Annotated in this window: 7 protein-coding genes; 3 read left to right on the top strand and 4 right to left on the bottom strand. The window is 73.8% G+C overall.

Annotated elements, in window-relative coordinates; translation table 11 throughout:
• Window positions 1–539: 539 nt before the first annotated feature.
• Window positions 540–1,094, bottom strand: coding sequence for a MarR family winged helix-turn-helix transcriptional regulator (locus tag ACZ4FH_RS02655; protein WP_383632067.1), 555 nt, complete (start codon window positions 1,092–1,094; stop codon window positions 540–542).
• A 146-nt stretch (window positions 1,095–1,240) separates the two neighbouring features.
• On the opposite strand from ACZ4FH_RS02655, the gene ACZ4FH_RS02650 reads away from it, so the two are divergent.
• Window positions 1,241–2,554 (top strand): MFS transporter, encoded by a 1,314-nt coding sequence (locus ACZ4FH_RS02650; RefSeq protein ID WP_467301747.1) that lies wholly within the window; start codon window positions 1,241–1,243, stop codon window positions 2,552–2,554.
• A 21-nt stretch (window positions 2,555–2,575) separates the two neighbouring features.
• Here ACZ4FH_RS02650 and ACZ4FH_RS02645 read toward each other — a convergent pair whose 3' ends face one another.
• Together ACZ4FH_RS02645 and ACZ4FH_RS02640 are read right to left on the bottom strand one after the other, a co-directional pair.
• Window positions 2,576–4,252 (bottom strand): ATP-binding SpoIIE family protein phosphatase, encoded by a 1,677-nt coding sequence (locus ACZ4FH_RS02645; protein ID WP_467301715.1) that lies wholly within the window; start codon window positions 4,250–4,252, stop codon window positions 2,576–2,578.
• A 193-nt stretch (window positions 4,253–4,445) separates the two neighbouring features.
• On the bottom strand, window positions 4,446–5,762 hold the full coding sequence (locus tag ACZ4FH_RS02640) for an NAD(P)/FAD-dependent oxidoreductase (RefSeq protein WP_467301745.1): 1,317 nt from the start codon (window positions 5,760–5,762) through the stop codon (window positions 4,446–4,448).
• Between the two features lie 419 nt (window positions 5,763–6,181).
• Between ACZ4FH_RS02640 and ACZ4FH_RS02635 the strand changes: the two genes are divergently transcribed.
• Together ACZ4FH_RS02635 and ACZ4FH_RS02630 are read left to right on the top strand one after the other, a co-directional pair.
• Window positions 6,182–7,060, top strand: coding sequence for a TetR/AcrR family transcriptional regulator (locus tag ACZ4FH_RS02635; RefSeq protein WP_467301714.1), 879 nt, complete (start codon window positions 6,182–6,184; stop codon window positions 7,058–7,060).
• Between the two features lie 549 nt (window positions 7,061–7,609).
• A complete protein-coding gene (locus ACZ4FH_RS02630; RefSeq protein WP_467301713.1) occupies window positions 7,610–9,634 on the top strand; it encodes a sigma-70 family RNA polymerase sigma factor in 2,025 nt (674 codons plus the stop codon).
• A gap of 27 nt (window positions 9,635–9,661) precedes the next feature.
• Here the strand turns inward: ACZ4FH_RS02630 and ACZ4FH_RS02625 are convergent, their stop codons facing one another.
• The gene (locus tag ACZ4FH_RS02625) at window positions 9,662–13,057 is read right to left on the bottom strand and encodes an AfsR/SARP family transcriptional regulator (RefSeq protein ID WP_467301712.1); all 3,396 of its coding nucleotides are present in this window, start codon (window positions 13,055–13,057) and stop codon (window positions 9,662–9,664) included.
• Window positions 13,058–13,123 lie beyond the last annotated feature (66 nt).

The following is a 13,123-nucleotide window of genomic DNA, read 5'->3' as shown; positions in this document are numbered from 1 at the left end:
GCCTTCGGCAGGTCGGGGTATCAACATATCTGGCGTTGACTTTTGGCACGCTGTTGAGTTCTCAAGGAACGGACGCTTCCTTTGTACTCACCCTCAGAACACTTTCTGGGGCTTTCCTCCGGGCGCTTCCCTTCGGTCTTGCGTTTCCGACTCTATCAGACTCTTTCGTGTCCGATTCCCGGTCGAAGCGGGTCAAGCGTTTTTCGCTTTCCAGTTCTTCGCTTTCGCGTTTCCCTTTCCGGCGAGTCCGACTCTATCAGATCCTTTCGGGCCTGATTCCCAGTCAGCGGGGTTTGTCCTCCGGGCCGTTGGGCCCTTCCGACGTCCAAAACCTTAGCGGATTCTCCCGGCGACTCATAATCGAGCCTCGCAACTGAATTTCGGCATGCCGAAATTGTCCCGTGCGGGAGGTCGTGCTGAAGAGTTGGTTGCCGCGGATGCGGCGGGATCGACTGTCGGGGAACCGTTACGGCTCGATGACAACTCGAAGAACCTTACGGATCGGGGAGGGGCGTGTCAACCCCTCCCCGGGGGCGCTCTCAGTCCAGGTCGGTCAGGCGGCCGCCGGCGTCCGGCTGGGCGTGCTCCACGCGGCGCAGCAGGCGGATCAGCATCTCGCCGAGGACGCCGCGCTCCTCGCCGGAGAGGTCCTGGAGCAGGTCCTCCTCGAAGTCGGTGGCCATCCGCATGGCCTCCAGCCACTTCGTACGGCCCTCGTCCGTCAGCTCGACGATCACGCGCACGCGGTTGTTCTCGTCGCGGTCGCGGGTCACCAGTCCCTCGCCGGCCATGCGGTCGATGCGGTGGGTCATCGCGGCCGGGGTGAGCCCGAGCCGCTTGGCCAGCTCGCCCGGACCCAGGCGGTACGGGGCGCCGGAGAGGACCAATGTCTTGAGGACCTCCCATTCGGCGTTGCTGATGCCGAGGGCGGCGACCTGGCGTCCGTACGCCACGTTCATCCGGCGGTTGAGCCGGCCGAGCGCGGAGACGACCTGTTCGACCTGCGGGTCGAGGTCGCGGAACTCGCGCTGGTAGGCGGCGATCTGCTCGTCGAGGCTCGGCTCCTGCGGACCGGGCTCGGTGGTGTCAGACATGGCGCGCAGTATGGCACGCCACCCACAGCCGTCGAAGTCCTTCACCTTGAATTGTTGAGCTTCTAACTTTAGTGCTAAAGTCTTCGGGTTCGAGTCTTTCGACGGTGTGGTTCGAGACCTTGAGGAAGGTGAGTGTGACCAGGGAAATGGGCGCGGCACTGCGGCGGATCCAGCTGGGGAGCGCGCTGAGTGCGTTCGGGCTGGGGTTCACCGTTCCGTATCTGTACGTCTACGTGGCGCAGGTGCGGGATCTGGGAGCCGGTACGGCGGGAGTCGTGCTGGCCGTCTTCGCGATGGCGGCGCTGGCGGTGCTTCCGTTCACCGGCCGGGTCATCGACCGGCGCGGGCCGCTTCCCGTGCTCGTCGGCGCCTCCGGCATCGCCGCCGTGGGTGCCGTGGCGCTCGGGCTCTCCTCCCAGGTCACCACCGCCGTGCTCGCCGCGGCCGTGCTCGGTGCGGGCACCGCCGTCATGCAGCCGGCACTCGCCACCATGCTCGTGCGCTGCACGGGCACCGCGACCCGGACCCGCGCCTTCGCCATGCAGTTCTTCCTGCAGAACCTGGGGCTCGGGATCGGCGGCCTGGTCGGCGGGCAGATCGTGGACACCTCCCGCCCGGCTTCCTTCACGCTGCTGTTCCTCATCGAGGCCGTCATGTTCGTCGTGCTCGGCGTCATCGCGGCGACCGTGCGCATGCCGCGCACCCCCGCCGTCGTCACCGGCACGGCGGCCGGTGAGGGCGCCGCGCCGCGCGGCGGGCTGCGGCAGCTGCTGTCGCACCGGGCGATGGTGCAGCTGTGCGTCCTCGGGTTCGTGCTGTTCTTCGCCTGCTACGGACAGTTCGAGTCCGGGCTCGCGGCCTACGGCACCGAGGCGGCCGGCATCCAGCCCTCGACGCTGGGCATCGCGCTCGCCGCCAACACGGCCGTCATCGTCGTCGCCCAGTTCGTGGTGCTGCGTCTGGTGGAGCGCCGCAAGCGCACCCGGGTCATCGCCGCGGTGGGTCTGATCTGGGCCTTCGCCTGGATCGTGGCGGGGTACGCCGGGCTCGGCCACGGCAGCCAGACCATGGCGACGGCCGCGATGATCTCCACGTACGCCCTGTTCGGACTGGGTGAGTCGATGCTGTCGCCGACGGTCGCGCCGCTGGTCGCGGACCTGGCGCCGGAGTCGATGGTCGGTCAGTACAACTCGGCGTTCGCGCTGTGCAAGCAGCTGGCGCTGGCGGTCGGACCGGCCGTGGGCGGCCCGATGGGGGCCTCGCTGCACGGGCCGTACATCGTCACGTTCGTCCTGTTCTCGCTGGGGATCACCGTGCTCGCGCTGCGGCTCGGGAAGCGGCTCACCCCCGTACAGGACCAGCCCTCGCTCGCGGCCGTGCCGTCGCGGGTCGTGGCCGTGTCGCTGCCGGAGAACGCGACGGCCGAGATACCGGCGCCGGTCGCCGCCGCCGCGCGCTGACCGGACCCCCGGGGCCGGCGGCTACTGCGGCAGGGCGAACTCGCACCAGACCGCCTTGCCGCCGCCCGGGGTGCGGCGGCTCCCCCAGGACGTGGCGATCGTCGCGACGATGGAGATGCCCCGGCCCGCCTCGTCGCCCGGCTCCGCGCGGCGGCGGCGCGGCAGGTGGTCGTCGCCGTCGGTGACCTCGATGATCAGTCTGCGGTCGGTGCGGCGCAGGCCCAGGCGCATCGGCGGCGTCCCGTGCTGGAGCGAGTTGGCGACCAGCTCGCCCGCCGCCAGGACGCCCAGGTCGCACAGCTCGACCGGGAAGCGCCACGAGGTGAGCACCCCCGTCGCGAAGGCGCGGGCGCGCGGGGCGGCCTCGATGCCGCCGAGCAGATCGAGCGAGGCGTTGTGGAACAGCTCCGCTGCCGGGCCCGTGCGGGCCGGGTGCTGGACGACCAGGACCGCCACGTCGTCGTCGTGCTCCGCCGTCACGTTCAGGGAGCGGATCAGACGGTCGCACACCACCTGCGGGGCGCCCTTCGCACCGGCCAGGGCGCGCTCCAGGGCGGCCACCCCCTCGTCGATGTCCTCGCTGCGGCGTTCGACCAGGCCGTCCGTGTAGAGGACGGCGGTGGAGCCGGGCGGCAGGGCGATGGTCCCCGAGGTGTGGATCCAGCCGCCGGTGCCGAGCGGCGGACCGGTCGGGTCCTCGGCGCGGCGGACCGTGCCGTCCTCGTCGCGCACCAGGATCGGCAGATGCCCGGCGGAGGCGTAGACGAGCAGGCCCTCGTTGGGGTCGTGGACGGCGTAGGCGCAGGTGGCGATCTGGCTGGCGTCGATCTCGGCGGCGAGGCCGTCGAGCAGCTGGAGCACCTCGTGCGGGGGCAGGTCGAGGCGGGCGTAGGCCCGGACGGCGGTGCGCAGCTGGCCCATCACGGCGGCGGCGCGGACGCCGCGGCCCATGACGTCCCCGATGACGAGCGCGGTGCGGCCCGCCCCGAGGGTGATCACGTCGTACCAGTCGCCGCCGACCGCGGCGTCCGTGCCGCCCGGCTGGTAGGTGGCGGCGATCCGCAGGTCGTCGGGGTGCTCCAGCTCCTGCGGGAGCAGGGAGCGCTGGAGGGTGACGGCCGTTTCGCGGTGGCGGCGCTCGCTGGCGCGCAGCCGCTCGGCCGCCTCGGCGTGGTCGGTGACGTCGGCGGCGTAGACGAGGACTCCGCCCTCGTACCCCTTCTCCCGGTCGCCTCGCACCGGTGTGCAGGTGACGGTGTAGGAACTGCCGCTGCCGGCCTTGCGGGACTTCACCGTCCTGGGGGTGCCGCTGCGCAGCACCTGGTCCATGAGCGGGAGCAGGCTCAGCTCGGTCAGCTCGGGCATGGCCTCGGCGGCGGGGGCGCCCTGGGGGCGGGGGCCGAACGCGGCGGTGTAGGCGTCGTTGACGTACGCGATGCGGTGCTCGGGGCCGTGGACGAGGGCGACGAGGGCGGGCAGCCGGCCGAGGATGTCGCGGGTGGAGAGGTCCTCGGGGGTGGGTGCGCCGGGCCGGGCCCCGGTGTCGTCCGGGACCGTGTCGGAACCGCCGTGGGGAGGGCTCGAATCGGTGTCCGCCTGTGCGTACTCACCGCGGGCCGCCGGGACGGGGCTGCGGTCGTCCCGGGCGGCTCTGCGCTGCGCACCGGGTAGGCGGGCGCTCCAACGCGTGAAGTTCACGGAATCTATGGCCTCGTGTGTCGGTCTGGTCCGCTCGGGCGGGCTGCTTCCTCTGCCGGGGCGTCACAAGTATGTGCTGGTGGTCGGTTGCCCCTGGGACGGTCTCCTGGATGGTCACTGTCGGTCGCTGCCGGCCGGGTCACTCTGTGCAGATGTGAGCCCACCTATGGTCACACGTCCAGTGTGTCGGACCCTACTGACAGTCGTCGTCGTCCGGGCGGGGGTGCCGTCCCGCGGCGATCTCGAACTCGGCCCGGGGATGCTCCAGTGAGCCCAGTGAGACGATCTCCCGTTTGAAGAGTCCGGCAAGGGTCCATTCGGCCAGCACCCGGGCCTTGCGGTTGAACGTGGGGACCCGGCTCAGATGGTACGTACGGTGCATCAGCCAGGCCGGGTAGCCCTTGACCCGGCGGCCGTAGACATGGGCGACGCCCTTGTGGAGGCCGAGCGAGGCGACGGATCCCGCGTAGCGGTGGCGGTACTCCTCGGTGGGCCGGCCGTCCAGGGTGGCGACGAGGTTGTCGGCGAGCACCTTGGCCTGGCGGACGGCGTGCTGGGCGTTGGGCGCGGTGCGTGCGCCCGGTGTGTCGGAGGTGAGGTCGGGGACGGCGGCCGCGTCTCCGGCGGACCAGGCGTGCGGCGTGCCCTCGACGGTGAGCCGGGCGGTGCAGAGCAGTCTGCCGCGATCGTCGAGCGGCAGGCCGGTCTCGGCGAGCAGCGGGGCGGGTTTGACCCCGGCGGTCCACACGAGGGTGCGGGTCGGGAAGCGGGAGCCGTCACTGAGGACGGCGACGCGGTCCTCGCAGGAGTCCAGCCGGGTGTCGAGGCGGACGTCGATGTTGCGGCCGCGCAGCTCGCGCACGGCGTACCGGCCCATCGACTCCCCCACCTCGGGAAGGATGCGCCCGGTGGCCTCCACGAGGATCCATTTCAGGTCCTCGGGCTTGATGTTGTGGTAGTACCGCGCGGTGTAGCGGGCCATGTCCTCCAGCTCCGCGAGCGCTTCCACTCCGGCGTAGCCCCCGCCGACGAAGACGAAGGTCAGGGCGGCGTCGCGGATCTCGGGGTCGCGGGTGGCGGAGGCGATGTCCATCTGCTCGATGACGTGGTTGCGCAGTCCGATGGCCTCCTCGATCGTCTTGAAGCCGATGCCGTGGTCGGCCAGGCCGGGGACGGGGAGGGTGCGCGAGACGGAACCGGGGGCCAGGACGAGTTCGTCGTACGCGATCTCGACGGCGCCGGTGCCGTCCTCGCCGGTGGCGAGGGTGGTGACGGTCGCGGTGCGTTTGGCGTGGTCGATGCGCCTGGCCTCGCCGACGACGAGCGTGCAGTGCGGCAGCACCCGGCGCAGCGGGACGACGACGTGGCGCGGCGACAGGGAGCCCGCGGCCGCTTCGGGGAGGAACGGCTGGTACGTCATGTACGCGTCGGGGGTGACGACGACGATCTCCACCGCCCCGCTTCGCAGCCGGTGCTTCAGTTTCCGCTGGAGGCGCAGCGCGGTGTACATCCCGACGTAGCCGCCACCGACGACGAGAATGCGCGCGCCCGGCTGGGGGCCGGGGGCTGTTCCCCCGGATTCTGAGGCCATCACCACCCCATGACGCAACGTGCACAAGAGTTTGTCCACAGCCTCGGCGAATTGTGTGACCGGAGCGCGCGTTCGGGCCGACTCCGCCTTTCCGGCCGGTCGGGCGGAAGTACCGCAGGTCAGGCGTTACGGGGAGGGGTGCGGGCGAACCGGGGGCCGCCGGACGGGCGGTGGTTGCTCCGATCGGGGGGCGCTCCCGGCGGGCTGCCCCCTTCTGAATTGACCCGGGCTCAACTATGTTCGTATGTCGTCGGGGTGTCGGACGGTGACCATCGATCCACCCTCGACAGACACGGCGGGAGTCTCCGGGGGGAGACGTCATAACCGGGGGAACAGTTATGCATATTCAGGAATCCCATTGGCCGACGGCCGCGCTCTCACCCGAAGGAAACGGGCGAATCGGGGCAGTCGGTACGGCAAGCGGGACCAACGGGACCGCGGCGGTCGCGGGCACCGTGAGCACGCTGGGGACCGCGCTCGGCGCGCAGGCCCCCGCGCACGGCCGCTCGGCACCGCTGCGCGTCGACGCGCAGCGCAATCTGGAGCACGTGCTGCGCGCCGCCCGCGAGGTGTTCGGCGAACTGGGGTACGGCGCACCGATGGAGGACGTGGCACGCCGCGCCCGGGTCGGTGTCGGCACGGTCTACCGGCGCTTCCCCAGCAAGGACGTGCTGGTGCGCCGGATAGCCGAGGAGGAGACCGCGCGGCTGACGTCCCAGGCCCGCGCCGCGCTCGGCCAGGAGGACGAGCCGTGGTCGGCGCTGTCGCGCTTCCTGCGGACCTCGGTGGCCTCGGGCGCCGGGCGGCTGCTGCCCCCGCAGATACTGCGGGTCGGCGTGGAGTCGGACGAGGCGTCGGCGGCCGGTGAGACGGCTGCCGCCCAGGGCTCGGAGAGCGGTGACCCGCGGGACGAGCCCCGGGTGCCCCAACAGCGCCAGGAGGTCGGCCAGTCCGGTCTGCGGGTGGCCGAGCGCCGCCCCGCGTCCGAGGAGGCCGACGACCTCGGCGCCGGTGCCGCCGAGCTGCTGGAGGTCGTGGGCCGGCTGGTCGAGCGGGCGCGTACGTCCGGGGAGTTGCGCCGCGATGTGACGGTGGCCGATGTGCTGCTCGTCATCGCGACGGCCGCCCCCTCGCTGCCGGACGCCGCCCAGCAGGCGGCCGCCTCGGCCCGGCTGCTGGACATCCTGCTGGAGGGCCTGCGCTCGCGGCCGGAGTAGCGGGAGCAGTCGGAGTAGCGGGAGCAGTCATCGGGGAGCCGCCTCGGACGGGGTGGGCCGGCACCGGCACGTCCGGTCCGGGCGGTGACCGGCGTGCCCGGCCCGTACGGGGTGCGGGCATGTCCCGTCCGCGCGGTGGACCGGCGGGCCCGGTCCGGGCGGAGTGCGGGCGTGCCCGTACGGGTGGCGGCGACGTCCGTGCGGCGCCCCGGGGACGGTCCGGGGCGTGTCCGAGGGGTACGCCGGGGACGGTCCGGGGTGTCCAAGGGGTGCGCCGGGGGCGGTCCGGGGCGTGTCCGGAGGGTGCGCCGGGGGCGGCCCGGGACGTGTCCCGAGAAGGGCGGTCTTCGGCCATCTCGTGCCGTTCCACCCCAACTGCCCCGTCAACACGTCCCGTTACTCCTCCCCCTCACGAGTGTCTTTTAGAGCTCGCCTGCGGGAAAACTCCCCGGATGAGTGGTTGCCGGGGCTGAAAGGCGGCGGCTCCCGCGCTCTGTGGCACGCTTGCCCGGTATTCGGGGCCGAAAAGCGCATACGGGGGCGTCCGCGATGAGCGGTGACGGGCAGCAGGAAGAGTCGCTCGAAGGTTTCTCCAGCGGTGGCGGCACGGGGACGGACGGTCCGGCGGGCCGGCGGGCGGAGGGCCGGAAGGGGCCGCGCGCCCCGGAGTCCGACGAGGACGGCGGCACGGTGCTCCCCGGCCCCTGGCCGCCCGCGCCCGTCGAGACCCTGGCCGACGCGGCGGACACCGCGCGGTCCGGCGCGATCGACGCCGCGGCGGCCGCGGCCGTGCCCATGCAGCGGAGCCCGGTGAGCGGTTCCGCGGCCACCGGGCCGGGCGCCGCGCCCGGTGACGCGGCGCCGTCGGACGCGCAGTTGATCCAGCGGATGCGCGGCGGCGACGACCTGGCGTACGAGGAGCTCTTCCGGCGGCATTCGGACGCCGTGCGGCGCTACGCGCGTACCTGCTGCCGGGACGCGCACACGGCGGACGACCTGACGGCCGAGGTCTTCGCCCGGACCCTGCAGGCGGTCCGGGGCGGCAAGGGGCCCGAGGAGGCGGTGCGGGCCTATCTGATGACGGCCGTCCGCCATGTCGCCGCCGCCTGGACGAAAACGGCGAAGCGCGAGCACCTGGTGGACGACTTCGCGGTGTTCGCGGCGCAGGCCGTCCGCACCTCCGAGGTCTCCGACGCCGACACGCTCGACCTCGGCGCGGACGTACGGGCCATGCACGAGGCCGAGCAGTCGATGGCGATGCAGGCGTTCCGGAGCCTTCCGGAGCGCTGGCAGGCGGTGCTCTGGCACACCACGGTCGAGGAGGAGTCGCCCAGCGACATCGCCCCGCTGTTCGGGCTGACCGCCAACGCGACGTCGGTGCTGGCCAGCCGGGCCAGGGAAGGGCTCAAGCAGGCCTACCTCCAGGCCCATGTGAGCCAGGCCCTGACCGCCGGGGGCGACTGCGCCCGCTACGCCGACCGGCTCGGCGCCTACGCCCGGGGCGGGCTGCGGATGCGGGCCGAGCGCGGACTGCGCGGCCATCTGGACGCCTGTGAGAAGTGCCGGCTCGCCGCGGGCGAACTGGCCCAGGTCAACGCGGGCATCCCCGCGCTGCTCCCGGTCGCGGTCATCGGCTGGTTCGCCGCCGGGTACGCGCTCAAGGCCGCCGGGGTCGTGGCGGGCGGTGCCGTCGGCGCCGCCGGTGCGGGCGCGGCGGCGGCGGCCACCGGCAGCGGTTCGTCGGCGGGTTCGTCCGCCGGCGGGGCCGCCGTCTCCGAGGGGCTCGGTGCCCCGGCGAAGGCCGGGATCGCGGCGACCGTCGCGGTCGCCGCCGCGGCCGGTCTGGTGTGGGCCCTGGTCGGGGACGACCAGCCCCGTCCCGAGCCGAAGCCCGTCGCCAAGCCCCCGGCCGTGGCCCCCGCGGTGCCGTCCCCGACCCCGCCGAAGCCCACCCCGACGGCTCCCGTGCCCGCCCCGCCGGCCCCGGAGCCGACCCCGACCCCCACCCCGACACCCACGCCCACACCGACCCCGACTCCGACTCCGACGCCGACCCCCACTCCGACGCCGACGCCCACGCCTCCGCCGCCCTCACCGGAGCCGCCCCCGACGACGCCTCCCCCGCCCCCACCGGCCCCGGAGGTGTACCAGGTCAACGAGCTGGCCTACACCCTGCTCGGCGACCACTCCGGCCCCGAGGTGGTGCTCGGCGAGAGCAGCTGGGTCTGGCAGCGGTCCGCGCTGTCGATCGGCGGTACGCGGTACGCGCACGGGGTCACCGTCAACAGCAGGTCCTCCGTGAACATCCAGCTCAACCGGGCGTGCACGCGGTACGAGGCGATGGTCGGCGTGGACGATCTGACCCGGGGGCTCGGCTCCGTGCGCTTCTCCGTGTTCGGCGGGGACGGGACACGGCTGTGGCAGTCCCCGGTGATCAACGGCAACGACCCGGCCGTTCCGGTCGGGGTGGGCATCGAGGGTCAGGAACGGATCCGGCTCGTCGTCGAACCGGCGGGCCCGTTCGGCGCGATCGCGCTCGCCGACTGGGCCGACTCGCGCATCACCTGCGTCTGACGGGCGGTGCGGGGCGGGCGGACAGGGTTACGGGAGGTCCGCCGCGATGCCCTTCAGCAGCTCGATGGCGTCGTCCAGGGTCAGGCCCCGCCCTGCGGCGTGTTCCTCCTCGTACCGTGACGGCCCCAGCTCCTCCCGGGCCCGGCGGGCCACGGCGTCCACCTCGTCCTGTTCGCCCTCGGCCCGCAGGACGGGCAGCCGCCAGACGTCCGCGGCGGCCAGGAAGCGTACGGCGGCGTCGGTGCGGCCCACCAGCGGCAGCACGGTGGCCAGACCGTCCGCCAGATAGCCCGTGACCATCTCGGGGCACTGCGCGTCCCGGGACACGACCAGCGTCTCCAGCAGGGCGCGCACGGCCGCCGCGGGGCCGCCCCCGGGCTCCGGTTCGCACAGGGCGATCCGGGCCGACACCCCTTCCTGCATGACGATGAAGTGGGAGGCGGGGCCGCCGCGCACGTTCTCCTCCCGGGCGACGGTGAGGAACCGGCGGGCGGCCACCGGATCGCCGCGGTGGAGCGCCATGACGGCCCGCAGGTAGTAGACGTACGACGTGGCGTCGCGGGTGTGGTGCCGTTCCGCCTCGGTCTCCGAGCGGTCGAGGTCCCGCTCGGCGGCGGCCAGATCGCCGGTGCGGTAGGACAGTTCGGCCAGCCGGGCCAGCAGGAAGGGAGCCTCGGCGTGGGCGCCGACCTCGCGGGCGAGCAGCAGCGCCTCCGCGTAGTCCTGGCGCGCGTCCTCGTAGCGGGCACGCATCATGTTCGCCTCGGCGGCGGCGCTCGCGACCTGGGCGCGCATCCAGCGGTCGCCGACCCGGCGGCTCAGCCGGCGCAGTTCGGCGAGGTCGTCGTCGACTCCGGGCATGCCGCCGGGGGTGTCGACGACCATGTGCGTACGGAACATCAGCGTGGCCCCGTACTCCCACTCCCCGCCGTGGACGCGGGCGTTGTCGACGGCCCGGTCGATCTTCAGCCGGACGTCCGCCGTGGTCCAGGTGAGGAACGAGGTCATCGGCCAGAGCAGCCCGGGGAAGCGGGCGCCCTGCTCGGCGGAGCCGGCGAACGCCTGGGCCACCCGGCCCATGAGGGTCTGGAGCCCGGGATCGTCGGTGTCCACGTCGGCCGCCCGGGAGTCCATCCCCAGGAAGAACCACACCATGTGCACGTTCATCCGGGGCCAGTAGCGGGGATCCGTGTCGTCCTCGGGGTCCGTGCCGAGGGCGAGGGTCCGCTCGGTCCAGGTGAGGCCCTCCACGCGGTAGTTGCGCAGCCACCAGAACCAGGCCATGCCCATGACCAGCCGGGTGGCGGCCGGTTCACCCGGCGGTCCGGCGGCGACGGCCCGCTGGAGCACCGCCCGGATGTTGTCCAGGTCCGTCTCCAGCCGCTGGATCCAGCGCAGTTGGTCACCGGAGCGCAGCCGGGGCTCGGCCTCCTCGACCACGGCGGTGAAGTACGCGCTGTGGGCGGCCTCGGCGGCGGACCGGGTCTCGGGGGTCTCGGCGCAGCGCTCGGTGGCGTACTCGTGGATGGTCTCCAGGAGGCGGTAGCGCATCGTGCCGTCCGCCGCCGGGGCGGCGACGACCAGGGACTTGTCGACCAGGGCGCCTATCAGGTCCGCGGTGTCGGCGCGGGGGCCGCCCGGCCCCGAGGGGGTGGTGACGACGGCCTCGGCGGCGGCCAGGTCCCAGCCGCCCGCGAAGACGGAGACCCGGCGCAGGGCGGTGCGCTCGTCCTCGTCCAGGAGGTCCCAGGACCAGTCGACGACGGCCCGCAGGGTCTGCTGGCGGGGCAGTACGGTGCGGCTGCCGCCGGTCAGCAGGCGGAAGCGGTCGTCGAGCCGGTCGGCGATCTGGCGGGGGCCCAGCAGCCGCAGCCGGGCGGCGGCCAGTTCGATGGCGAGCGGCAGTCCGTCGAGCCGGCGGCAGATCTCCGCGACGGCCTCGGGGTCGTGCGCCGGATCGTGCACGGGGTCGAAATCGGGGCGCACCGCCCGCGCGCGCTCCGTGAAGAGCCGCAGGGCGGGGTCGGCGGGGAGCGGGTCGACGGGCCGGACGGATTCACCGGGGACGCCGAGCGGTTCGCGGCTGGTGGCGAGGACGCGCAGGTGCGGGCAGCGGGTCAGCAGGGTCTCGGCCAGGGCGGCGGCCGCGTCGATGACGTGCTCGCAGTTGTCGAGGATCAGGAGGACCGGCCGGGGCCTGCTGCCGTGCGCGAGGTGGTCGACGAGCAGATCGACCGGGTCCGTGCGCAGCACCGGCCCGTCGTGCGCGCCGTCCCGCAGCAGGGACGTCTCGCGCAGTCCGAGGGCGGAGAGCACGGCGCCGGGGACGGCGTCGGGGTCCTCCACCGGGGCCAGTTCGGCGATCCAGACCTCCCGGGGGCCCGCGGCGGTGCGCTGCTCGTGGGCGGCGGACTCCTCGGCGAGCCGGGTCTTCCCGGAACCGCCGGGTCCGGTCAGGGTGACCAGCCGGGACCGGGCCAGGTCCGCGCGGATCGCGGCCAGTTCCGGTTCGCGCCCCACGAACGAGGTGAGCCGGGGGCGGAGATTGCCCCGCGCCGGTTCCGGTTCCGGCTGCGGGGCCGGGGCCGGGGCGGGCGGTGGCGGCGGCGCGGGGGCCAGCAGTTCCTGGTGGAGGGCGGTCAGCTCGGGCCCGGGATCGGTGCCCAGGCCGTCGGCGAGGGTGCGGCGCGCGTCCTCGTACGCGGCGAGCGCGTCGGCCGGCCGGCCGTCGGCGCGCAGGGCGCGGATGAGCTGCGCCCGGAAACGCTCGTCGTAGGGGTGCGCGGCGGTGAGACCGGCCAGCTCGGCGACGAGGGCGGCGGGGGCGGCGCCCGAAGCGGCGGGAGTGGCGGGAGCGGTGCCCGGAACAGCGGGGGCGGCGCCCGGAGCGCGGCGCGGCTCCTCGGGGCCCGGCGCCGCCGCGCACCGCAGGTCGGCCTCCACGCGGCGTTCCAGCGTGGCCAGCCGGTGGGCCTCCGGGCGCAGGGCGTGTCCCCGGTCAGCCTCGGGGAGGTCGGCCAGGGCGGGGCCGCGCCAGAGCGCGAGCGCGGCCCGCAGGGTGCGGGCGGCGGCCTCCGGGGCGCCGGACTCCAGCTCCGCCGCGCCCTGCCGGGCCAGCTTCTCGAAGACGTACAGGTCGACGTCGTCCGCTCCGGCGGCCAGCCGGTATCCGCCCGGAGAGCTGGTCAGGGCCTCCCGTCCCAGCACTCGGCGCAGCCGGCCCACGAGGGCCTGGAGGGCGGCCGGGGCGTCGGCCGGGGGATCGTCCGCCCACACGTCGTCCACCAGCTCGCCGACCGGCACGGCGCGGCCCGGCCGCAGGGCGAGCGCGGCCAGCAGGGCGCGCAGGCGCGTGCCGCCGAGCGGCAGCACGCCACCGCTCTCGTCTCGCGCCTCCGTGACGCCCAGGATCAGATACCGCACTCCGCCATTGTGTCCCCCCGCTCGGACACCGGTACGGATACCGGTGCGGAGGGCCCCGTTCCGTCC

The organism is Streptomyces sp. NPDC024555 (assembly GCF_055559335.1).
The sequence above is the reverse complement of the archived record's forward strand: the minus strand, read 5'-3'. Positions and strand labels throughout refer to the sequence as shown.